22 protein-coding genes are annotated in these 21,334 nt (G+C 72.1%); 14 read left to right on the top strand and 8 right to left on the bottom strand.

Annotation, left to right across the window (positions count from 1 at the left end):
• Nucleotides 1–104 precede the first annotated feature (104 nt).
• The 5 genes from ABT063_RS28545 to ABT063_RS28565 all read left to right on the top strand — a co-directional run bounded on the left by ABT063_RS28545 (nucleotide 105) and on the right by ABT063_RS28565 (nucleotide 6,265).
• Nucleotides 105–1,280, top strand: a complete 1,176-nt coding sequence (locus tag ABT063_RS28545) for an NAD(P)/FAD-dependent oxidoreductase (protein WP_351062080.1) — start codon at nucleotides 105–107, stop codon at nucleotides 1,278–1,280.
• 51 nt (nucleotides 1,281–1,331) lie between these two features.
• Entirely contained in the window at nucleotides 1,332–2,729 is a 1,398-nt protein-coding gene (hglS, locus tag ABT063_RS28550) for a 2-oxoadipate dioxygenase/decarboxylase (RefSeq protein WP_351062082.1), read from the top strand.
• Complete coding sequence (gene amaB / locus ABT063_RS28555) at nucleotides 2,726–4,255, top strand: L-piperidine-6-carboxylate dehydrogenase (protein WP_351062084.1); 1,530 nt, start codon at nucleotides 2,726–2,728, stop codon at nucleotides 4,253–4,255. The genes hglS and amaB overlap by 4 nt, the downstream gene beginning before the upstream one ends.
• A 571-nt stretch (nucleotides 4,256–4,826) precedes the next feature.
• On the top strand, nucleotides 4,827–5,387 hold the full coding sequence (locus ABT063_RS28560) for a hypothetical protein (protein ID WP_351062086.1): 561 nt from the start codon (nucleotides 4,827–4,829) through the stop codon (nucleotides 5,385–5,387).
• A 215-nt stretch (nucleotides 5,388–5,602) separates the two neighbouring features.
• Nucleotides 5,603–6,265, top strand: coding sequence for a protein-L-isoaspartate(D-aspartate) O-methyltransferase (locus ABT063_RS28565; protein WP_351062088.1), 663 nt, complete (start codon nucleotides 5,603–5,605; stop codon nucleotides 6,263–6,265).
• A 70-nt stretch (nucleotides 6,266–6,335) separates the two neighbouring features.
• Here ABT063_RS28565 and ABT063_RS28570 read toward each other — a convergent pair whose 3' ends face one another.
• From ABT063_RS28570 to ABT063_RS28595, 6 genes are all read right to left on the bottom strand, one after another.
• Nucleotides 6,336–7,097 (bottom strand): PP2C family protein-serine/threonine phosphatase, encoded by a 762-nt coding sequence (locus tag ABT063_RS28570; RefSeq protein ID WP_351062090.1) that lies wholly within the window; start codon nucleotides 7,095–7,097, stop codon nucleotides 6,336–6,338.
• Between the two features lie 135 nt (nucleotides 7,098–7,232).
• On the bottom strand, nucleotides 7,233–8,030 hold the full coding sequence (locus ABT063_RS28575) for a VOC family protein (protein WP_351062091.1): 798 nt from the start codon (nucleotides 8,028–8,030) through the stop codon (nucleotides 7,233–7,235).
• A 214-nt stretch (nucleotides 8,031–8,244) separates the two neighbouring features.
• Nucleotides 8,245–8,643, bottom strand: a complete 399-nt coding sequence (locus tag ABT063_RS28580) for an SseB family protein (protein ID WP_351062092.1) — start codon at nucleotides 8,641–8,643, stop codon at nucleotides 8,245–8,247.
• 119 nt (nucleotides 8,644–8,762) lie between these two features.
• Complete coding sequence (locus tag ABT063_RS28585; RefSeq protein WP_351062093.1) at nucleotides 8,763–9,800, bottom strand: NAD(P)/FAD-dependent oxidoreductase; 1,038 nt, start codon at nucleotides 9,798–9,800, stop codon at nucleotides 8,763–8,765.
• Entirely contained in the window at nucleotides 9,797–10,312 is a 516-nt protein-coding gene (locus tag ABT063_RS28590) for an isoprenylcysteine carboxyl methyltransferase family protein (protein WP_351062094.1), read from the bottom strand. The genes ABT063_RS28585 and ABT063_RS28590 overlap by 4 nt, the downstream gene beginning before the upstream one ends.
• A 9-nt stretch (nucleotides 10,313–10,321) precedes the next feature.
• Nucleotides 10,322–11,539, bottom strand: a complete 1,218-nt coding sequence (locus ABT063_RS28595; protein ID WP_351062095.1) for a type III polyketide synthase — start codon at nucleotides 11,537–11,539, stop codon at nucleotides 10,322–10,324.
• A gap of 46 nt (nucleotides 11,540–11,585) precedes the next feature.
• Here ABT063_RS28595 and ABT063_RS28600 point away from each other — a divergent pair, with 46 nt between their 5' ends.
• The 3 genes from ABT063_RS28600 to ABT063_RS28610 are packed head-to-tail and all read left to right on the top strand — an operon-like array spanning nucleotide 11,586 to nucleotide 13,611.
• Nucleotides 11,586–12,446 carry a UbiA family prenyltransferase gene (locus ABT063_RS28600; RefSeq protein ID WP_351062097.1) on the top strand — a complete coding sequence of 287 codons (861 nt, stop codon included), beginning with the start codon at nucleotides 11,586–11,588 and terminating at the stop codon, nucleotides 12,444–12,446.
• Between the two features lie 53 nt (nucleotides 12,447–12,499).
• Nucleotides 12,500–12,649: a hypothetical protein gene (locus tag ABT063_RS28605; protein WP_351062099.1), complete on the top strand. Its 150-nt coding sequence runs from the start codon at nucleotides 12,500–12,502 to the stop codon at nucleotides 12,647–12,649.
• Entirely contained in the window at nucleotides 12,646–13,611 is a 966-nt protein-coding gene (locus ABT063_RS28610) for a D-2-hydroxyacid dehydrogenase family protein (protein ID WP_351062100.1), read from the top strand. Before ABT063_RS28605 ends, ABT063_RS28610 begins: the two co-directional genes overlap by 4 nt.
• Before the next feature lie 160 nt (nucleotides 13,612–13,771).
• On the opposite strand, the gene ABT063_RS28615 is transcribed toward ABT063_RS28610, so the two are convergent.
• The gene (locus tag ABT063_RS28615) at nucleotides 13,772–14,674 is read right to left on the bottom strand and encodes a LysR family transcriptional regulator (protein WP_351062102.1); all 903 of its coding nucleotides are present in this window, start codon (nucleotides 14,672–14,674) and stop codon (nucleotides 13,772–13,774) included.
• A gap of 181 nt (nucleotides 14,675–14,855) precedes the next feature.
• Between ABT063_RS28615 and ABT063_RS28620 the strand changes: the two genes are divergently transcribed.
• The 6 genes from ABT063_RS28620 to ABT063_RS28645 all read left to right on the top strand — a co-directional run bounded on the left by ABT063_RS28620 (nucleotide 14,856) and on the right by ABT063_RS28645 (nucleotide 20,406).
• Nucleotides 14,856–15,395, top strand: a complete 540-nt coding sequence (locus tag ABT063_RS28620) for a nuclear transport factor 2 family protein (RefSeq protein ID WP_351062104.1) — start codon at nucleotides 14,856–14,858, stop codon at nucleotides 15,393–15,395.
• Nucleotides 15,396–15,476: 81 nt separating this feature from the next.
• A complete protein-coding gene (locus ABT063_RS28625; RefSeq protein WP_351062106.1) occupies nucleotides 15,477–16,058 on the top strand; it encodes a TetR/AcrR family transcriptional regulator in 582 nt (193 codons plus the stop codon).
• Between the two features lie 10 nt (nucleotides 16,059–16,068).
• A complete protein-coding gene (locus ABT063_RS28630) occupies nucleotides 16,069–17,271 on the top strand; it encodes a GDSL-type esterase/lipase family protein (RefSeq protein WP_351062108.1) in 1,203 nt (400 codons plus the stop codon).
• Between the two features lie 251 nt (nucleotides 17,272–17,522).
• Nucleotides 17,523–18,596, top strand: coding sequence for a FecCD family ABC transporter permease (locus ABT063_RS28635; RefSeq protein ID WP_502990903.1), 1,074 nt, complete (start codon nucleotides 17,523–17,525; stop codon nucleotides 18,594–18,596).
• Between the two features lie 14 nt (nucleotides 18,597–18,610).
• Nucleotides 18,611–19,378 (top strand): ABC transporter ATP-binding protein, encoded by a 768-nt coding sequence (locus tag ABT063_RS28640; RefSeq protein ID WP_351062110.1) that lies wholly within the window; start codon nucleotides 18,611–18,613, stop codon nucleotides 19,376–19,378.
• Between the two features lie 32 nt (nucleotides 19,379–19,410).
• Nucleotides 19,411–20,406: an ABC transporter substrate-binding protein gene (locus ABT063_RS28645; protein ID WP_351062252.1), complete on the top strand. Its 996-nt coding sequence runs from the start codon at nucleotides 19,411–19,413 to the stop codon at nucleotides 20,404–20,406.
• A gap of 26 nt (nucleotides 20,407–20,432) precedes the next feature.
• On the opposite strand, the gene ABT063_RS28650 is transcribed toward ABT063_RS28645, so the two are convergent.
• Nucleotides 20,433–21,287: a LysR family transcriptional regulator gene (locus ABT063_RS28650; RefSeq protein WP_351062111.1), complete on the bottom strand. Its 855-nt coding sequence runs from the start codon at nucleotides 21,285–21,287 to the stop codon at nucleotides 20,433–20,435.
• Between the last annotated feature and the right edge of the window lie 47 nt (nucleotides 21,288–21,334).

Consider the following 21,334-nt stretch of genomic DNA (forward strand, 5'->3'; position numbering starts at 1 on the left):
GGCAGACAGCTGATCAGCGTTTCGCCACTTACTGACAGCCCAAGCCGCGCCCCCGGGTCGATGCCTGTTCGGCTCTCGCGTCGGCCTTTGGAAGGGACGGCCTCTTGTCCTCCTCATCCACTCTCCGCTCCGTTCCGCCGACCGCGGATGTCGTGATCATCGGCGGTGGCGTGATGGGTGCCAGTGCCGCGTTCCATCTCGCCGAGGCGGGGGTGACCGACGTCGTCGTGGTCGAGCGCGGCGACCTGGCCTGCGGCAGCTCGGGCAAACCGATCGGCGGGGTACGCGCCCAGTTCTCCGACCCGCTCAACATCGAACTCGGCAGCCGAAGCCTGCGCGCCTACCAGGACTTCCCGCACCGCCCCGGCGCGGACATCCGCCTCGACACCGTCGGCTACCTGTTCCTGCTCACCACCGACCGGCAGGCCGCGGACTTCGAGGCCAGCGTCAGGACCCAGAACGCTCTGGACGTCCCCACCCGCATGGTCACCCCGGACGAGGCCCGCGTGTTGTGTCCTTACCTCGACACCGACGGACTCGTGGCCGCCGCCTACTCCCCCACCGACGGCCACGCCCGCCCCGGCCTGGTCGTCCACGGATACGCCGACGCGGCCGTCCGAGCCGGCGTCACCTTCGCCACGCACACCACCGTGACCGGCATCGACACCGCCGGCGACCGGGTCACCGCCGTCCACACCGACCGCGGCCGCATCGCCTGCTCCACCGTCATCTGTACGGCGGGCGCCTGGTCCGGGCAGATCGGCGACATGGTCGGGATCGACCTCCCGGTCAGGCCGGTGCGCCGCCAACTCGCCTTCACCGAACCGCTTTCGCCCCCGGCGCCCCGCATCCCCTTCACCATCGACTTCGCCTCGTCGGCCTACTTCCACAACAGCGACGACGGCCTCCTGTTCGGCCTCGCCGACCCCGACCAGCCCGACGGCTTCGACACCACCTGGACTCCGGAGTGGCTCGATCTGTTCCGGGACGCCGTACGGCAACGGGCCCCCGAACTCGCCGGCATGAGGACCGTCGACGGCTGGGCCGGCCTGTACGAGGTCACCCCCGACCACAACGCCCTCATCGGACGCTCCGGCGAGCTCGGCAACTTCCTGTACGCCACCGGATTCTCCGGCCACGGCTTCCTGCAGGGCCCCGCCGTCGGCGAGATCCTGCGCGACCTCTGCCTGGACCGAGAACCGTTCGTCGACATCTCCCCGCTCAGCGCCGACCGCTTCGGCGCGGGAGCCGAGATCCGCCCCGAAGCCCACGTGGTGTGAACACCCCGAACTCCCGATACCGAGCCCCCTGTTCGAAAGGCAGGCCCTTCCATGATCAGCCAGTGGCAACTGCGCGCCGCCTTCGCCGCCCGGCTCTCCGACATGTACGGCCGGGAGGTCCCCGCCTACACCACGCTCGTGGACGTCTCGCGCGAGGTCAACGAGGACGTCCTGCGCGCCCAGGGCGCCGATGCCGAGCGGCTCGGCTCCATCAGCCGCGTCACGGCGGAACGGCACGGCGCCATCCGCGTCGGCACCCCCGCCGAACTCCGGCAGGTCGCCCGTGTCTTCGGCGCCCTGGGCATGCACCCGGTCGGCTTCTACGACCTGCGGGAAGCCGCCTCCAGCGCGGTGCCCGTCGTGTCGACCGCGTTCCGTCCCGTCGACGGCGAGGAACTGGCCCGCAACCCCTTCCGGGTCTTCACCTCCCTGCTCACCCCGGCGGACCCGCGGTTCTTCGACGCCGGACTGCGCTCCCGCCTGGAGACGTTCCTCGCCGGCCGCGAGCTGTTCCCGCCGGAGCTGCTCGCGCTGGCCGATCGGGCGGAGGCCGAGCGTGAACTGCCCGAGGAGGACGCCGAACGGTTCCTCCAACTAGCCGTCGCCGCCTTCGAGTTGTCGACCGAGCCGATCGACAGGGCCTGGTACGAGACCCTGGAGCGGGTCTCCGCCGTCGCCGCGGACATCGGCGGCGTGCGCAGCACCCACATCAACCACCTCACCCCGCGCGTCCTGGACATCGACGAGCTCTACCGTCGTATGACCGAGCGCGGCATCGAGATGATCGACACCGTCCAGGGGCCTCCCCGGTGGAAGGGCCCCGACCTGCTGCTGCGCCAGACGTCCTTCCGGGCCCTCGCCGAACCCCGTGCCCTGCGCCTCGCGGACGGCAGCGTCACCCGCGGAGCCCTGCGCGTGCGCTTCGGAGAGGTCGAAGCCCGCGGCATCGCCGTGACCCGTGCGGGCCGCGCGCTCTACGACCGCCTGCTCTCCCTCGTCGACGAGCAGGCGGCGCTCCATCCCGGAGCGGACCGGACCGAACTCGCGCGCACCCTGTGGGCGGAGCACATCCCGGGCACCGAACGCGACCTCGCCGCCCAGGGGCTCGCGTACTTCACCTACCACGTCGCGCCCGACCGGCCGCAGGACGGCAGCCGCCCACCCGCAGCCCTCAGTGACCTGGTGGCACACGGCTGGGTGCGCCCCGAGCCCGTCGTCTACGAGGACTTCCTGCCCCGTTCGGCGGCCGGCATCTTCCAGTCCAACCTCAGCGACGCGGGCTCCCGGGACAACGACCAGCAGGGCACCGCCTACGACAGCGACTGGCTCTCCGGCGCCATCGAGCGAGAAGTCCTGGACCCCTTCGCCCTGTACGAGCGGCAGCAGAACGACTCCCTCGCCCAGGTCGCCAGGGAATTGCACCTCACCACCCTCAAGGGAGCATCATGACCAGCACCACCCTGCCCACCACCGAGGACCTGCGCGCCCGTGCCCGTACGAGCCTCGAACACATCGGCGTGACCCTCCCGGAAGGCACCGGCCTACAGGCCCGTACCCCCATCACCGGCGAGAACCTCTTCGGCCTGACCCCCGCGACCGACGCCGCCGCCGAGGAGGCCGTCGCCGCCACCCACGAGGCGTTCCTCGACTGGCGCACCACGCCCGCGCCCCGCCGCGGCGAACTCGTCCGCCGCCTCGGCGAGTTGCTGCGCGAACACAAGAGCGACCTGGCCGACCTGATCACCATCGAGGCGGGCAAGATCCGCTCGGAGGCGCTCGGCGAGGTCCAGGAGATGATCGACATCTGCGACTTCGCGGTCGGTCTGTCCCGCCAGCTCTACGGCCGCACCATCGCCTCCGAGCGCCCCGGCCACCGCCTGGCCGAGACCTGGCACCCCCTGGGCGTGGTCGGCGTCATCTCCGCGTTCAACTTCCCCGCCGCCGTGTGGTCGTGGAACACCGCCGTGGCCCTGGCCTGCGGCGACACCGTGATCTGGAAGCCTTCGGAGTTCACCCCGCTGATCTCCCTGGCCTGTGACAAGCTGCTGGCCCAGGCGGCCGAGGAGGCCGGCGCGCCCCGCGACGTACACCGACTGCTGCTCGGCGACCGCATCATCGGCGAGAAGCTGGTGGACGACCCCCGCGTCGCGCTCGTCAGCGCCACCGGCTCCACCCGCATGGGCCGCGAGGTCGGCCCCCGGGTCGCGGCCCGCTTCGGCCGCAGCCTGCTGGAGCTCGGCGGCAACAACGCCGCCGTCGTCGCCCCCTCGGCCGACCTCGACCTCGCCGTGCAGGGCATCGTGTTCGCCGCCGCCGGCACGGCGGGACAGCGCTGCACCACGTTGCGGCGCCTCATCGTCCACCGCGACATCGCGGAGACGCTCGTCGCGCGCCTGACGGCCGCGTACGCCAAACTCCCCATCGGCGACCCGTTCGACGAGGGCACCCTGGTCGGCCCCCTCATCTCCACGACCGCTCTCGACGCCATGCACGACGCGGTCGCCCGCTCGCAGGCGCAGGGCGGCAAGGTCCTCGCGGGCGGAAACCGGCGCCTGGCCGACTCGGCACCGCGGGCCGCCTACGCCGAGCCGGTCATCGTCCGCGTCGACGAACAGACCGACGTGGTCCGGGAGGAGACCTTCGCCCCCATCCTCTACGTCCTGACGTACGACACCTTCGAGGAGGCCATCGCCCTGCACAACGACGTCCCGCAGGGCCTGTCCTCCAGCATCTTCACCCGCGACCAGCAGGAGGCCGAGCGCTTCCTCTCGTCCGAGGGCTCCGACTGCGGCATCGCCAACGTCAACATCGGCACCTCCGGCGCGGAGATCGGCGGCGCCTTCGGCGGTGAGAAGGAGACCGGCGGCGGCCGCGAGTCCGGCTCCGACGCCTGGCGCGCCTACATGCGCCCGGCCACCAACACCATCAACTACTCCAGTCGACTCGCCCTCGCCCAGAACGTCAGCTTCCTGTAGGCCGTTCGGCGGGTGTCAGAGGCCGCTGGATCCGGAGGCCGGTCCGTCCTGGGTACACCTCACAGGGGCACCCGGGCACGGACGGTGGCGCCTACGCGCGCAGTCATGGAGCTGGAGAGCCTCGGGACCTCTCTCAAGAGCCGCCGCGACCGGGTCACGCCTGACTCACGCAGGTGCGGAACCGAGCACAAGAAGCCGTGCGAAACGTGTCGCGACCATGGTGGCGGCCGTCCTCGTGGCTCCGACCCTGGTGGCCGGTTGCAGCCTTCGCTGAGTTGGTGAAACAGCCTTGTCTCGCGATCGATGACGAGGACGCTGGGCCTACCAGGCTCAGCATCTTCGTCGAGGCGACGGAGACGCACTACAAGGGCAATCCCACGTCCTGCCAGTGGGGAGCGCGAGGCGGGCTGATGTCCTCGCGCACCTTCCTTAACTGACCGGTCAGCAGCGGGAGGGGTCCCGGCGGACGGCTGGGAAACTGCCGCCTGCGCTCACGCCCGCTCAGAACGCGTCAGACGGAGGTGGTGTCTGTGACCAGGACCCCGGGGGTACCGCCTCCTCGCGTCCGGCCTTGGTGCTGAGCATGATGCTGGCCCTGATCCTGGCCCTGGTGTGGGCCGGTTCCGCGCAGCCGACGGCTGCCGCCGCGATGCCCGCCGCGGCGCCGCAGGCCCTGCCGGATCCGGAGACCACCGAGGAACAGATGCAGGCGGCCAAGGAGTTCGCCGGACCGGACGGGAAGGTCTCCAGGAACAACGTCCTGGTCAAGCACTCGGACGGCGAGTACGAGTGGATCGTCCTGTGCGTGGGCCGGAAACCCGACGGAGCCACCGCGTTGATCGACAGCCACGGCCGCGTCCACGACGGCGGAATCGACGACTTCCGGGCGCACAACGACCTGCTCAGCGAGGACGACGAGATCACTTTCAACCGTGACATCGCATCCAGCACCCCGGGCAACCGCGTCAAGCTGGTCACGCTGTCCGGGCACACGGGCCGGGACTGGACGCCGTGGCTCATCGCGGGGAGCACGGTGGCGGTACTCGCCGGTGGCGCACTGCTTCTCGTACGACGTGCTCGCCGGGCCGCACGGGGCGGGCCGACGTCAACCGCCGGGGAGACGACCTGGTGACGAGGAGAACGCGTTGCCGACCGCGGAGGCCAACCGACGACGAGGTGGCGCGAGGGCCGTCCTCGCTGCGCCGACAAGCGGCACGCGACCTGTGCGGTCGTCGGCCTCGCCCTGCCGCTCCCCACCGTTGGCTGCGCGAGTGACGGTCAGGAGCCCTCCGCGTCTGCGGCATGATCCGCCGGACAGGCCTAGCCTGACAGTGTGGTGAGTCTCCCATGAGCTCCGTACCCAGGGAGCCCGAGGATCTCGTGCGGGCCCTCAGGGCCGCCGGGATCCGGGACGAACGGCTGCTCGAGGCCGTGCGGACGACGCCCCGGGCGCACTTCGTCCCGGCCGGTCAGGTGGCCGCCGCCTACCGGGACGTACCCGTTCCGATCGGGGAGGGGCAGGTCACCACCCAGCCGTCGCTGTCCGCCACGATGATCGAGAGTCTCGGTCTGGAAGGGCGCGAGCACGTCCTCGAGGTCGGTACCGGTCTCGGCTTCCAGACCGCGCTGCTCGCCCGGCTGGCCGCCGACGTGGTCAGCATCGAGATGTGGCCGGACCTCGCCCGGCAGGCACGCGGCAACCTCACGCGGCACGGGGTACGGAACGTGGAGCTGCGGGTCGGCGACGGCAGCGGCGGCGTGCCGGACCGCGCACCGTACGACGCGGTCATCGTGTCAGCCGCCTTCCCGGACGTGCCCGCGCCGCTGATCGCGCAGGTGCGGCCGTCCGGCCGCCTGGTGCAGCCGATCGGGCCGGGCGGGCACGAACAGGTGGTGTGCTTCGTGCGCACCGCGTCGGGGCTGGAGCGGCGGCGGGTGCTGACCGCGGCCCGCTTCGTCCGGCTGCACGGACGGTACGGCTATCCGCACAGCGATGCGGATTCTCTGTAAGGGGCGGCACGGATACGTCCGCACGGATAAGTCCGCACGGACACGTCCGAAGGACCGCAGAGGGCCTCCCCTACTCGTCCCCGGCCTCCTCCCCCACTCGCACGACCGCCAGCGTGATGTTGTCGGGGCCGCCCGCCGCGATGGCGGACTTCCACAGTTCGAAGACCGCACGGCCGTCGTCGTACTCCCGCATCACCTCGTCGAGTACGTCCTCCGTCAGCGGGTCGGTCAGACCATCGGTGCAGATCAGGTAGCGGTCGCCGGGCGCCAGGGATGAGGCCGTCACATGGGGAAGGACGGGGCGGTAGCCGGGGCTGCCGCCCAGGCACTGGGTGACGATGGACGTGGTGCGCTGCCCGGGTGCGAGCGGGGGGCTGTCGTCGACGCTCACCTGGCGCAGCCCGTCGTCGGAGGCCGCGAAGACCCGGCTGTCGCCCACGTTGAACGCCAGCAGCGAGCCGGGCCGTGCGACGACTCCGGCGACCGTCGTCCCCATCGTGGCGAGCTCGCTGCCCTCATCTGCGTCGGCGGCCTGGTACACGGCGCGGTTGCAGGCGTTCAGGGCGTCGCGGACGGCGCCCTCGCTGCTCAGGGCGGGGCCGATCGATGCGAGCCGGCGGACGACCAGGGTGCTGGCCACGTCGCCGCCGGGATGCCCGCCGAGCCCGTCGGCGACGGCGACGACGAGGGGTGTCCCCAGCGGGAAGACCAGGGTCTGCGGATTCTCGGTCACGGTGGCGCACAGGGTCCACGGTCCGATGACGAGGCTGTCCTCGTTCCGGTCGCGGAGCAGCCCGGGATGGCTGAGCGCACTCACAGCGACGTACGGCATGGAGCGCCACCGCCTTCCGCACCGGACACACCGCCGGGCCGGGCCTCCGCTCCCAGTCTAGGAACGGCGGCGACCGGCATACCAGGGGGCGCCGGCGACGGCCGCCTTGCCCGCACCGCCGGCCAGGCGGAGGGCTCAGCTCTCGGTCGGGGTGAGCACCACGAAGTCCGCCTGCGACGGGTCGAGGCAGACGGCCAGGCGGCCGACGCCCTCCGCGTCCTCCGGTCCCATCTGCACGCTGCCGCCGTTCTCGGTGACCTTGGCGACCGCGGCGTCGCAGTCGGTGACGTTGAAGACCGGGTGCCAGTACGGCCGCCCGCCGGCCAGGGCGAGGTTCTCCTTGGGGAGTTCCATGAGGCCGCCCTGCATGCGCTCCTCGGGAAGCCCGGCGGGGGTGATGAGGGTGTACGTGCCCCCGCCGCCCGGCAGCTCCATGTCGCTGTACTGCCAGTCGAAGACACCGCCGTAGAACTCCCTGGCCGCCGCGGCGTCGCTCGTGTACAGCTCGGTCCAGGACAGCGAGCCCGGCTTGTCCGCCAGCTCGAAGCCACTGTTCTTCCCCGGCTGCCAGACGGCGAACTGGCCCCCCGACGGGTCGCTGTACTGCGCCATCCGGCCCCAGTCGTCCAGGTCCCTCGGCGCCACCCGCACCGTGCCGCCCGCGCGCTCCACGGCCTGGGTCGTGGCGTCCGCGTCGGTGACGCTGAAGTAGATCATCCAGGCCGAGCGCGCGCCCTCCTCGGTGAGCTTGCCGAGCCCGGCGACGGTCTTGCCGTCCTTCCGGAACATCCCGCCCTCCATGTCCTCCCCCTCGCCCATGGACTCGTACTCCCAGCCGAGCACCGCGCCGTAGAAGGCCGCGGCGGCCCGGACGTCGGGGGCACCGAGGTCGAGCCAACAGGGGGAGCCGGGAGTGAGGTCAGTGGTGATCACGGCGATTCCCTTTCGCAGATCCTGTGTGACATCAGCGTGACACCCGGCACTGACAATCGCGCGTCGGCCGCTGTCCGTGTGGACCGGCGGTGTGGACCGGCGGTGTGGACTGAGCGGCGACCCGGATTGTCCGTCGCGCGAAGGGATACTCCGACGATCTTGGGGGTGGTACAGGTACTGGCGGCGTCGGTACCGCCTACAGGGGGCTTCGGGATCAGATGTCGTCGCGGTCGAACAGTTCCTTGACGCCGCGGGCCGTGAGCGCCAGCTGCTCCGGCGTGCCGGCATCGATGACCAGCGACAGCTGCTCCGACGGCCAGCCATGGGCGAGCGAACCCAGCACCGCGCTGCGATGACGGCCGACCTGCGGCATTGCCTGTTCCATGCGCGTCTGCGTGGTGAAGACCGGCACCACCTCGGTGCCGTCGTCGAGTTCGTACACGGGCAGGCTCAGCGCCATGGGATCCGGGCCGACCGCGTCCATGTCGGCGGGCAGCAGCACCTCGCTGCCGGCCAGCGTACGCAGTGCCGTCTCGTCCGCTCCCTGCTCGACGACCACGCGCAGGGCCTGCTGGACGGCGGCAGCACCGCTGTCGGATGGGGAGTCAGTCATCGGTCGTCCAATCGCCGTGCGGAACACATGTCTCCTGTCGCAGTCCCGATACCGGGTACCCAGGACTGCGGCCGGCATGTGCCACCCAGGTGGCCCTTGTGGCAGCGGCTGCCCAGGGCTCATGCCAGGGCGTTCACCGCTGCCGCGAAGAGCCGTGGCAGGCGTGCGGCCGTGGGCATGATGTGGGGGGCGAGCACGGGCTGCTGACGGGCTCTCACCAGCAGTTCCGTCAGGAGGCGGTGACGGCGGGTCGCGCGGCTCCAGTCGGTCTCGTAGCGGCTCGGTGTGCCGCGGCGCACGTTGGCGACCAGGGCTTCGGCGCCGGTGAGGGCGAGGGAGACGCCCTCACCGGTCAGCGCGTCGATGTATCCGGCGGCGTCGCCGACGAGCAGGACCCGCCCGTGGGCTCGGGTACGGGCTCTCTGGCGCAGCGGTCCCGCGCCCCGCACCGGGGTGACGGCCGCTTCCGGGGGGAGGCGGGCCGCCAGTTCGGGGAAGCCGTCCAGTTGGGTGGTGAAGGGGGCTCGCCGGGCCGTCAGCAGGGCGACGCCGACGAGGGCGGGGCCGAGCGGGGTGACGTACGCCTCCGCGTGCGCTCCCCAGTGCACCTCGACGTACGGCGACCAGGGGGGCACCGCGTAGTGCCGGCGCAGCCCGTACCGGGGTGCCCCGGCCCCCCGGGTCTTCGTCCCCAGGCCGAGGGAACGGCGCACGGGTGAGTGCAGGCCGTCCGCGGCGACCAGCCACCGGGCGCGCAGTCCGGTGCCGGGGACGGTCACGCCCGTGGTGTCCTGCCGTACGTCCTCCACCCGCAGGGGCACTACCGGCACCCCCGCGTCCTGGACGGCCCGGTGCAGGGCGCCGTGCAGGTCGGTGCGGCGCGCACCGAGCCCGGGGCCGTGCCGGAACGCGGCCTGGACCTGGCGGGGGCCCTGGATGTACCGGATGCCGGTGATGGGGTGGCCGGGGACCTCCAGGCCGAGGGCGGTGAGGGCGCGGACGGCGCCGGGCATCAGGCCCTCACCGCACGCCTTGTCGACCGGCGCCCGGCGTGGCTCGGCGATGACGGTGTCGAGACCGGCGCGCGCGGCGTGCAGGGCGGTCGCGAGGCCGGCGGGTCCGCCTCCGACGATCAGCAGGTCGTGGCCGCCGCTCACGCGGGCGCCGCTTGGGTGAGTGCCGCGTTCTCGCAGCGGATACGGACCGCGAGCAGCACCGCGTTGGCGGCGCTGAACACCGTCGCGGTCAGCCACGCCGAGTGCACCAGGGGCAGGGCGGCGACCTCCACGACGACCGCGACGTAGTTGGGGTGGCGCAGGAAACGGTAGGGTCCGGCGCCGACCAGGCGCGCTCCGGGGACCACGATGACCCGGGTGTTCCAGTACGGCCCGAGTGTGGTGATGCACCACCAGCGCAGGGCCTGGGCCAGCAGGGCGAGCGCCAGCATGGGCCACCCCAGAGCGGGCAGGAACGGTCGGTCGGCGAGCACGGGCTCGAGCAGGCAGCAGGCGAGCAGGCCCGTGTGCAGGGCGACCATGACCGGGTAGTGGCCGCGGCCGTGCTCCACACCGGCGCGGGCGATGGTCCAGGTCGCGTTGCGCCGGGCGACGAGGAGTTCGGCGACGCGTTCGGCGGCGACGGCGAGGACGACAAGCGTGTACCAGGGCATGAGGATCACTCACCAGCGCAACAGGACGAGTTCGGAGCAGAATCCCGGGCCCATCGCCATGAGCAGCCCCCACGTGCCGGGCTCGGGCCGACGGGACTCCCGGATGCTCTGCAGGATGTGCAGGACGGAGACGGAGGACATGTTCCCCACCGTCGCGAGGGAGCGCCGCGCGGTGTCGAGGGCGCCGCCGGGCAGGCCGAGGGCGTCGGTCACGGCGGAGAGGACCCTGGGGCCTCCCGGATGGCACACCCAGGTTCCGATGTCGTCGGTGGTGAGGGCGTGTTCGGCCAGGAAGGCGCGCAGGTGCCGGCCGAAGTGGTCCCGCACGATGCCGGGAATGCCGGCGTCGATCACGACGCGGAATCCGCCGGCGCCGATGTCCCACCCCAGGAGCCGTTCGGTGTCCGGATACAGGCGGCTGCGCGTGGTGACCACCGAGGGTCCGGCCGCGTCCGGCCCGGCGCGACCGCTGTCGCTCCCACCGCCGCCGCTCCCACCGCCGCTTCCGCGTGCGACGAGCGCGGCCGCCCCGTCACCGAACAGGGCGCCGGCGACGAGGTTGGCCCGGGAGTCGTCGCGCTGCTGGAGCGTCAGCGAGCAGAGTTCGACGGTGAGCAGCACAGCGGTGTCGTCGGGGTGCCCACGCAGATAGTCGTGCACCCGGGCGAGGCCCGCGGCGCCCGCCACGCAGCCCAGGCCGAACACCGGAAGTCTCTTGACGTCGGACCGCAGCCCCATGCGCCCGGCCAGCCGGGCGTCGAGCGACGGGGCGGCGACGCCGGTGATGGAGGCGCACACCAGCAGGTCGACGTCGGCCGGCTGGAGCCCCGCCTTCTTCAACGCGCCGGTGAGGGCTTCCTCGCCCAGTTCGAGGCCCGCCGCCATCCACGCGTCATTGCTCCGCCCGAAGTCGCCGAGACCGGCGTACCGCTCGATCGGCAGGGCGAGATGACGTGTGCGCACACCGGCGGACGCGTGCAGTCGGCGCAGCACGGCGCGGTCCGCCCCCGGGGGCAGGCACAGGTCGCCGATAGGCTCGGTGAGGTCGTCCTGGTCGTAACGGTGCGGCGGCAGCGCGGTGTGGACGGCGACGATCGTGGTCGCCGCGGCGGGCACGGGCGTCCGCCGCGGCGCGGTGGGCGGGGACGGGGACGGGGACGGGGACGGGGACGGGGACGGGGACGGGGACGGGGACGGGGCATGATCGACGATGGCGGAGACACGCATGTCGGTAATGTCTTCCTCACCCTGCGTGCCGGATTACCTTGCACACGTGTCTCTCCACCCGTCCGGGGTTCTCTCGCGTACGACACACCGTGTCCCGGCGCTGCTGCGCTCCTGCCACCTGGAGCCGGCGATCGCCGTGACGGTGTTCGTGACCGCCCTGGCCGTGGCGGCGGGCCGCGGGGTGGCGGGGTCGGCGGCGGTGGCCGCGGCCGTGCTGGCCGGCCAGCTCTCGATCGGCTGGTGCAACGACGCGGCCGACGCGCGGCGCGACACGGCCTGCGGGCGCCGCGACAAGCCCGTGGCCACCGGCGACCTCCCGCCCCGAGCGGCGGCTGTCGCGGCCGGCACGGCCCTGGGGCTGTGCGTGCCGCTGTCACTGCTGAGCGGCGCCGTCGCGGGAGCGGCACACCTGGGCATGGTGGCCGCGGGCTGGGCCTACAACCTGCGGTTGAAGCACACGGTGCTCTCACCGCTGCCCTATGCCGTGGCGTTCGGCGCACTGCCGGCCTTCGTCACCCTCGGTCTGCCGTCGCCGTCCTGGCCCGCCTGGTGGGCGGTGACGGCGGGGGCGCTGCTGGGTGTCGGCGCGCACCTGCTGAACGTCCTTCCGGACATCGAGAACGATCTCGCGACCGGCGTGCGCGGGCTGCCGCAGCGGCTGGGCCGTCCGGCCTGCCGGTGGCTGGCTCCGTTCCTGATGCTGGCGGCCGTGGGCGTGGTCGTCGCAGGGCCGCCCGGGGCGGTGGGGATCCCGGACCGGTTCCTGGCGGCGGCGGCCGGGACCGTCGCGGTCGCGGGTACGGCTGTGCCGTCCGGGGACCGGAGCCGGTGGCCGTTCCGGACGGCGATCGTGGTGGCCGGCGCGGCCGTGGCCCAACTCCTGCTGCGGGGCTCGGACATGGCCTGACACCGGGCCCGTACGACGCGGCCATGTCGGGTGTCAGGTCCGCGATGAGGGGGATGATCTTTCCACGTACAGCGGTCATGCTCACCGAGCAGTACACCGCGCCCGTACCCGGAGAGGACCGAAAGCACGTGATCACCGAGACCCCCGCCCCCGAAGCCGCGGCCGGCGGCACCACGCACCGCGAGGGGGGTGAGCCGGTATGACCCTGCGTTGCGCCGTACTCGACGACTACCAGGGCGCCGCCCTCACGCACGCGGACTGGACGCCCCTCGCGGGGAAGGTGGACGTACGTGTCCTCCGGGAGCACGTCACCGACCGGGAGAAGCTGGTCGACGCGCTCGCCGACTGCGACATCGTCGTGGTCATGCGGGAGCGGACGCCCTTCGACGCGGACCTGCTGCGTCGACTGCCGCGGCTGCGGCTGCTCGTCACCACGGGCATGCGCAACGCCTCCATCGATCTCGCGGCAGCCGCTGCCGCGGGGGTGACCGTCTGCGGCACGGCCAGCAGCAGCACCCCGCCGATGGAGCTGTCCTGGGCACTGATCCTTGGTTTGGCACGGCAGTTGACGGTCGAGAACCGGGCCCTGCGGGAGGACGGGCCGTGGCAGTCCACGGTGGGCCAGGACCTGCACGGCCGGACGCTGGGGCTGCTCGGACTCGGCAAGATCGGCAGCCGTATGGCACGCGTCGGCGCGGCCTTCGGCATGGAGGTCCTCGCCTGGAGCCAGCACCTCACCGCCGAGCGCGCCGCCGCCGAGGGAGCCCAACTGGCCGACGGCAAGGAGGACTTGCTGCGGCGCAGCGACTTCGTGTCGGTCCACCTCGTGCTGTCCGAGCGCACCCGCGGTCTGCTCGGCGAGGCGGAACTGCGTGCCATGAAGCCCGGCGCCTATCTGGTCAACACGTCCCGCGCCGGGATCGTCGACCGGGCGGCGCTGCTGCGCGCCCTGCGCGAGGGCTGGATCGCCGGGGCCGGCCTCGACGTCTTCGAGACCGAACCACTGCCCGCCGACGACCCCCTGCGTTCCTTGCCGAACGTCCTGGCCACGCCCCACCTCGGCTACGTCACCGAGTCCAACTACCGCACCTACTACGGCGAGGTGGTGGACGACATCACCGCCTACCTCGCCGGGGAACCGGTCAGGCTGTTGCGAGCGGGCTGATCACGGGGCGGACTTGGCTTGAGCAGCGCGGCGGTCATGGCGGGGGCCAGCAGCAGACCGTTCACGTAGAGCCCGAAGGGTGCCCGCCGAGCCCGCCGTGCCGCCGATGACGAGGGCATCCGGTCCGTGATCCCCGTCCGCCCCACCGGGACCGCGACCCTCACGGCCCATCCGCGAGCGGTCGTCCGAGGTCCTCGACCACGTCCACGAAGTCCCGGACCAAAGGGCTCAGGGGGCCACGCGGGCATGCGACGGCGATGCGGAGCGGCTCGATGTCGGTGACCCGGCGCCAGGTGAGTTCGGGGTGGGTGTAGTAACCCGCCATCGACTCGGCGCCGATACAGACGGCGCTGCCGGCGGCGACGTGTTCGAGCATCTCCTCGACGTTGTCGTTCTCCGGACCCCACAGGGGTGCCGATCCGTCGGGGCGGGGATTGACCGCCCACCAGTCGACCCACTCCCTGGGGGCCTTGCGGGTCCACATCAGGGGCTCGCTCCGCAGATCCATGATGCTCACCGCGTCGGCGGCGGCCAGGGGGTGCGTGACGGACATCGCCACCCATCGCGGCTCCGTCGCGACGACCTCGAAGCGCAGCCCGTCGAGATCCGCCGGCAGCCATACGAAGGCGACGTCGGCCAGCCCCTGCCGCAGTGCCTCCGCCTCGCCGCCCCAGTCGAACCGCTTCGGCTCCACCCTGATCCCCGGGTACCGCGAGGTGAACTCGGCGCGTGCCCGCCGGCCCAGCGCCCCCGCGCCGGTCGCCACGAACCCGATTCTCAACAGCCGGTTGCGCGCCGCTTCCGACGTCCGGACCTCCCGCGCCGCCAACCGCCATTCCCCCACCATCCGGTGGGCCGTGGGCAGCAGGTTCTCGCCGGCCGCCGTGAGCCGCACCTCTCTTCCCGCCCGGTCGAACAGACGGACCCCGAGGTCACTCTCCAGCCGCTGGATCTGCCGGCTCAACGACGGCTGGGAGACGAAGAGTTCCTGTGCGGCACGGGTGAAGCTCAGATGCTCGGCCACGGCCACGAAGTAACGCAGCACCCTCGTGTCGACATCCACGGCCGGCCTCCTCGATCCGCAGGCGGAACATCAGCGTCGGAGCACCATGCCGCATCGGAGCATCCATGCCTCAAACGTATGGACACAGGCATTGGACCGCATCGGGATCCGGCTGATTCCGTGAAAGCACGCCGAGGACGAGGTCCAGGCCGAGTACGAGGATGAAGACGAGGAGTGTGCGGTGGGCGAGTCGTTGAGCAGAAGCAGCGTGTTGCGGGGCGCGGGTCTGGGTGCGGCGGGACTGGCCGCCGCGATGCTGTCAGGAGCGGGGACCGCCGGGGCCAGGACGGCGGCCGGGGCGGGAGAACTCCCGCATGTGCGGCTCATCCGCCGCTATTACGAGGCGTACGCGTCGGGTGATCCCGACGCCCTGAGGCCGTTCTTCACGCCCGACATCCGCTGGACGATTCCGGGCCACCACCCGCTGGCCGGGACGAAGGAAGGCATCGAGGAAGTCCTCGCCTTCTTCCGGGAGTTACGGAAGTCCGGATTCCGGGCGGAGACGCTGTGCATCGCCGCCGACCGGGACTGGGTCGTCGATCTGCACCGGGGGTGGAGCACGACACCCGAGGGGCTCGACACCACATGGGCACTGGCCTTCAGGATCCGGAACGGCAGGATCGCCGAGGCGATCAACTTCGCCGGGGACCAGCACGCGGCCGACGCGTTCTTCTGGCGCGCCCATCCGCTCGCTCCGCTGCCGGATCGCCTCGCACCGTAGTCGGCTTCGTAAACTCGATGGTGTTTTGCCTAAAGGGGTTAGGCAAATGCATAATCGAGTAGGCCGAGCGGGAGGAACGGTATGGCGCGCGCGGGACTCACCACGGAACGCCTGACCAAGGCGGGTGCGGAACTGGCCGACGAGGTCGGCTTCGACCAGGTGACCGTCTCCGCGCTCGCCCGCCGGTTCGACGTCAAGGTCGCGAGCCTGTACTCGCACGTGAAGAACTCCCAGGACCTCAGGACCCGGATCGCCCTGCTGGCCCTGGAGGAGCTCGCCGACCGGGGCGCCGCCGCGCTGGCCGGGCGGGCCGGCAAGGACGCCCTGGCCGCCTTGGCGAACGTCTACCGCGACTACGCCCGGGAGCACCCCGGCCGCTACGCCGCGGCCCAGCTGAGGCTCGACCCGGAGGCCGCGGCCGCCAGTGCCGGCGGCAGACACGCCCGGATGACGCGGGCGATCCTGCGCGGCTACGACCTGACGGAGCCGGACCAGACGCATGCGGTACGGCTCCTGGGCAGCGTCTTCCACGGCTACATCAGCCTGGAGATGGGGGGCGGGTTCAGCCACAGCGCCCCCGACACACAGGAGACCTGGTCACGGATCCTGGACGCCCTCGACGCCTTGTTGCGGAACTGGCCCGCACCCCTCCACAACCCCTGAGGCCGACACCATGCACACCGGCAAGCACGACTGGATCACCACGCCCATCACCGCGGACCTCCTGCGCGGCGCCCTCGACGTGGAGCACACCGAGCACGGCGTACTGCCGCACCGGCTGCCCTCCTGGGCCCGCGCCCAGTACACCGACGGGCAACTGGCCATGGCCGAGTCCCAGCCCGCGGGCGTACGGCTGGCGTTCCGCACCCGGGCCACCGCCGTCGAACTGGACACGCTGCCCACCAAGCGCGACTACGTCGGCGCCCCGCCCCGCCCGGATGGCGTGTACGACCTGCTCGTCGACGGCCGCCTGGCCGGCCAGGCGAGTGTGGCGGGCGGCAACACCCTGACCATCGACATGACCACCGGGACCACCGAGCTTCGGCCCGGCCTGCCCGGCACTCTCCGCTTCACCGACCTGCCCGACGGCACCGAGGACGACGGCATCAAAGACGTCGAGATCTGGCTGCCGCACAACGAGACCACCGAACTCGTCGCCCTGCGCACCGACGCCCCCGTCGAGCCCGCACCGGACAGTGGCCGCAGGGTGTGGCTGCACCACGGCAGCTCGATCAGCCACGGCTCGGACGCCGCCAGTCCCACCACCACCTGGCCCGCGCTCGCCGCCTCACTCGGCGGCGTGGAACTGATCAACCTGGGCCTGGGCGGCAGCGCCCTGCTCGACCCGTTCACCGCCCGCACCCTGCGGGACACGCCCGCCGACCTGATCAGCGTCAAGATCGGAATCAACCTGGTCAACGCCGACCTGATGCGTCTGCGCGCCTTCACCCCGGCCGTCCACGGCTTCCTCGACACCATCCGCGAGGGCCACCCCACCACCCCGTTGTTGGTCGTCTCGCCCGTCCTCTGTCCCATCCACGAGGACACGCCCGGACCGAGTGCCCCGGACTTCAGCTCGCTCAGCACCGGCCGACTCCGGTTCCGGGCCATGGGTGATCCGGCCGAACGCGCGACCGGGAAACTGACCCTGGGTGTCATACGGGAGGAGCTCACCCGGATCGTGGCGCAGCGCGCGGCCGAGGACCCGCACCTGCACTACCTCGACGGCCGCGAGCTCTACGGCGAGGCCGACTCCGCCGAACTGCCGCTGCCCGACCAGCTCCACCCGGACGCCGCCACGCACCGCCACATCGGCGAACGCTTCGCCGAACTGGCCTTCACCGCCGACGGCGCCTTCGCGGACGGCGGTGTCTGAAACACCCCACCCGTTTGCTACGCTCCGGTCGCTGCCCCTGGGGGAAGTCCGGTGAGAGTCCGGCGCTGACCCGCAACGGTGTGCGTGGCGACCCGGTGGTCCGTCGCGTGAGCCCGATCGCCCGTGGGTGGTGCGACCCGTTGACTGCTCGCCGTGGACTGCGAGAGGGGACCGCGCGGCGTACCCGGCCGTACGGACTGCTCCTTGCTTGACGTCCGCCAGGCGGCCTCAGGCGAAGGACCGCCCCGACCGTGCGACGAAGCCCCGACCCGAACGCCAAGTCCAGCCCCAGCCGAATACCCGTCCTGCCACTGGCCCTCGGCCTCGGCGCGCTGCTCCTCGTATCACTCGTGGCCGGCGTCGGACTCGGCGCCGCCGGCATCGGCTGGGCGGAAGTCTTCCGGTTCCTCTGGGCCGGGCTCACCGGCGGGACCGTGCACGCCGGTGACATCGCCTCGTACACCATCGTCTGGGAGATCCGGCTGCCGCGTGTCGTGCTCGGCGCCGTGGTCGGGGCGGGGCTCGCGTCCGTCGGGGTGGCCGTGCAGGCCATGGTGCGCAACGCGCTCGCCGATCCGTTCGTGCTGGGCATCTCCTCGGGCGCGGCGGTGGGCGCCAACGCCGTGATCCTGCTCGGCGTGTTCGCGGGGCTGGGGGTGTGGGCGCTGTCGGTGTCGGCGTTCGGTTCGGCGCTCGCGGCCATGGCGCTGGTGTACGCCGTGGCCCGCACCCCGCACGGGCTCACGCCGCTGCGGCTGATCCTGACCGGTACGGCACTGGCGTACGGCTTCGAGGCGGTCACCACCGTGATGGTGTTCGGCGCGGCCCGCGGGGAGGCGGCGCGGTCGGCGATGATGTGGCTGCTGGGCAGCCTGGGCGGGGCGACCTGGGCCCAACTGCCGCTCGCCGCCGTGACCGTGGCGGCCGGGTGGGTGTGGCTGCGGGTGCGGGCCGAGGCGCTCAACGCGCTCGCCATGGGGGACGAGACCTCCGCCGCGCTCGGCGTGCGACCGGAGCGGCTGCGCCGGGAGTTGTTCCTCGTCACCGCCGCCGTGACCGGGACCGTGGTCGCGGTCAGCGGGGCCATCGGGTTCGTCGGGCTGATGGTGCCGCACCTCGTGCGGATGCTGGTCGGCGCCGATCACCGGCGGGTGCTGGCCGTGGCCCCGCTCGCCGGAGCCGTCCTGCTGGTGTGGGCGGATCTGCTCTCCCGGCTGCTGCTCGCGCCCGCCGAGCTGCCCGTCGGAGTGATCACCGCCGTGGTCGGTGTGCCCGCCTTCCTGCTGCTGATGCGGCGCGGCGGCCCCGCGTTCGGCGGCCGTTGAGGAGGGGGAGCATCATGCGGCTCGACATCGAGGGTGTCACGGTCGAGGCGGCCGGGGCCCGGCTCGTCGACGACGTTCGACTCGCCGTGGACAGCGGGGCGTTCGTCGGTCTCGTCGGCCCGAACGGCAGCGGCAAGTCGACGCTGCTGCGCTGTGTGTACCGGGCGCTGCGCCCGGCCGGGGGCGTGGTGCGGCTCGACGGCGACGACGCGCACGCCATGCCGTCCCGCGCCGCCGCCCGGGTGCTGGCGGCGCTGCCGCAGGAGTCGGCGGCCGAGTTCGACTTCACGGTCGCCGAAGTGGTGGCGATGGGACGGCTGCCCCATCGGGAGCGGACGGCCGCGTCGGACCGGGAGATCTGCGCCAAGGCCATGGAGCGCACCGGCGTCACCCACCTGGCCGACCGGGGGTTCCTCGCACTGTCGGGCGGTGAGAAGCAGCGCGTCCTCATCGCCCGCGCCCTCGCCCAGCAGCCCCGGGTGCTCGTCCTCGACGAACCCACCAACCATCTCGACATCGCCCACCAGTTGGACGTGCTGTCCCTGGTCCGGGCCAGCGGCCTGACGGTGCTCGCCGCCCTGCACGACCTCAATCTGGCCGCCGCGCACTGCGATGTCCTGTACGTGATCGCCGCCGGCCGGATCGTCGCCTCCGGCCCGCCGCACGACGTCCTCCGGCCCGGCCTGCTCGCCGAGGTGTTCGGGGTGCGCGCGCATCCCGTACGGCATCCGGAGACCGGCGCCGTGCAGCTCCTGTTCGACCTCCTCCCGCCCACCACCTAAGGACCCCCATGCGCAAGCACGCAAGGCTCCCCATGCGCACGCTCCTCGCCGCCGCGCTCTGCCTCGTCACGACCGCGACCGCCACCGGGTGCGGCGCGAGCGTCGAATCGACCGGGGGCGCCGAGACCAACGCCGTCACCCTCACCAACTGCGGCCGGAAGGTCACCTACGACAAGGTCCCCGAGCGCGTGGTCACCAACGACGTCGGGATCACCGAGCTGATGTTCGCGCTCGGTCTGGAGGACCGGATGGCCGGGTTCGCCATGCCCGACGACAAGGGCGACCTGAGCGGCGTGCCGTGGAAGGACGGCTACGACAAGGTGAAGTGGATCTCGAAGGACCAGCTCACCAAGGAGAACGTCCTCGACGCCCGCGCCGACCTCGTCTTCGCCGGCTGGAACTACGGCTTCCGCGACGACGGCGGCTTCACGCCCGAGGCCCTGGAGAAGCTCGGCATCCCCTCGTACATCCTCACCGAGTCCTGCCGCAACGGCCGTACGAAGACCTCCCGCGGCATCATGCCGCCGCTGGAGGCCCTGTACGCCGATCTCACCAACCTGGGGAAGCTGTTCGGCGTCGAGAAGCGGGCCGCCGCGCTGATCGCCGACTTCAAGAAGCAGATCGCGGCCGTCCGCAGCGAGGTCCCCGAGAAGCGTCCCAAGGTCTTCCTCTACGACAGCGGGCAGGGCCAGCCCTTCACGTCCGGCCGTTACGCCGCTCCCGAGCAGATCATCAGCGAGGCCGGCGGGCTCAACGTCATGCACGACGTCGAGGACTCCTGGACCACCGTCGGCTGGGAGAGCGTCGTCGAGCGGGACCCGGACGTCATCGTGATCTGCGACTACGGGGACGTCAGCGCCGAGCAGAAGAAGAAGTTCCTGCTGTCCTACGCCCCGCTGCGGAACGTCTCCGCCGTCAAGCACGGGCGGATCTTCGTCCTCGACTACGTCGACCTGGTGGAGAGTCCCCGCAACCCGTCGGCCGTCGCCCGCCTCGGCGCGTACCTGCGGACGGCGGAGAGCCGGTGACACGGCCGTTGAAGTAGCCGGGTCCGTCAGCCGGTGCGGTAGAGGATGGTGAGCAGTTCGATCACGGACTGGGTGGCGGGGTGGGCGTCGTCGCGCCACCAGGCGAGGCGTACGGCGATGGGCTCGGCGTCGCGGACCGGTCGGTAGACGATGCCGGGGCGCGGGTACTGGTGGGCGGTGGACTCCGGGGTCAGGCCGAAGCACCGGCCGGTCGAGATCCGGGTGAGCCAGTCGTCGACGTCGTGCGTCTCCTCGGTCTCGGGGCGGGCGTCCGGCGGCCACAGGTCGGGGGTCGTGGTGCCGGTCCGCCGGTCGATCAGCAGGACGCGTCCGGCGAGGTCGGCGAGCCGCACCGAGCGGCGCCTGGCGAGAGGGTCGTCGGCGGCCAGCGCACACAGCCGCCGTTCCAGCCCGACGATGGCGGAGTCGAACCGCCGCTCGTCCAACGGCCTGCGCACCACCGCGAGGTCGCAGGCGCCCTCCGCGAGGCCGGCGGTGGCGGAGTTGACGCGGACCAGGTGCAGGTCGGTCCCGGGGTGGGCCTGTGCCCAGCCGCGCTGGAAGGCCGGGGTGTGGCGGCCGAGCGCCGACCAGGCGTAGCCGATCCGCAGCCGGGTGTGGCCCGAAGTGGCCTCCCGGACCAGGTCGCCCACCTCGCCGAGCACCCGCCTGGCCTGCGCCACCACCCGCAGGCCGGTCGCGGTGGGCGTCACCTCACGGGAGGTGCGGCGCAACAGCCGTACACCCAGAGCGCGTTCGAGTGAGGCCAGGGTGCGGGAGACGGCCGCCTGGGAGACGCCGAGCGCGATGGCCGCGTCGGTGAAGCTGCCCTCGTCGACGATCGCGACGAGACAGCGCAACTGCCGGAGCTCCACATCCATGAGTCAAGCGTATAGATCGCGGAGCGGACGCATTTTGCGTATGGCCC

This window comes from Streptomyces sp. NPDC002838 (genome assembly GCF_040295365.1).
Classification (GTDB): domain Bacteria; phylum Actinomycetota; class Actinomycetes; order Streptomycetales; family Streptomycetaceae; genus Streptomyces.

Coding starts and splice junctions, on each gene's coding strand:
- hglS (WP_351062082.1), top strand. CDS start 1,332: ATGATCAGCCAGTGGCAACTGCGCGCCGCCTTCGCCGCCCGGCTCTCC.
- amaB (WP_351062084.1), top strand. CDS start 2,726: ATGACCAGCACCACCCTGCCCACCACCGAGGACCTGCGCGCCCGTGCC.
- ABT063_RS28565 (WP_351062088.1), top strand. CDS start 5,603: ATGAGCTCCGTACCCAGGGAGCCCGAGGATCTCGTGCGGGCCCTCAGG.
- ABT063_RS28570 (WP_351062090.1), bottom strand. CDS start 7,097: ATGCCGTACGTCGCTGTGAGTGCGCTCAGCCATCCCGGGCTGCTCCGC.
- ABT063_RS28580 (WP_351062092.1), bottom strand. CDS start 8,643: ATGACTGACTCCCCATCCGACAGCGGTGCTGCCGCCGTCCAGCAGGCC.
- ABT063_RS28590 (WP_351062094.1), bottom strand. CDS start 10,312: ATGCCCTGGTACACGCTTGTCGTCCTCGCCGTCGCCGCCGAACGCGTC.
- ABT063_RS28595 (WP_351062095.1), bottom strand. CDS start 11,539: ATGCGTGTCTCCGCCATCGTCGATCATGCCCCGTCCCCGTCCCCGTCC.
- ABT063_RS28605 (WP_351062099.1), top strand. CDS start 12,500: ATGATCTTTCCACGTACAGCGGTCATGCTCACCGAGCAGTACACCGCG.
- ABT063_RS28610 (WP_351062100.1), top strand. CDS start 12,646: ATGACCCTGCGTTGCGCCGTACTCGACGACTACCAGGGCGCCGCCCTC.
- ABT063_RS28625 (WP_351062106.1), top strand. CDS start 15,477: ATGGCGCGCGCGGGACTCACCACGGAACGCCTGACCAAGGCGGGTGCG.
- ABT063_RS28630 (WP_351062108.1), top strand. CDS start 16,069: ATGCACACCGGCAAGCACGACTGGATCACCACGCCCATCACCGCGGAC.
- ABT063_RS28640 (WP_351062110.1), top strand. CDS start 18,611: ATGCGGCTCGACATCGAGGGTGTCACGGTCGAGGCGGCCGGGGCCCGG.
- ABT063_RS28645 (WP_351062252.1), top strand. CDS start 19,411: ATGCGCACGCTCCTCGCCGCCGCGCTCTGCCTCGTCACGACCGCGACC.
- ABT063_RS28650 (WP_351062111.1), bottom strand. CDS start 21,287: ATGGATGTGGAGCTCCGGCAGTTGCGCTGTCTCGTCGCGATCGTCGAC.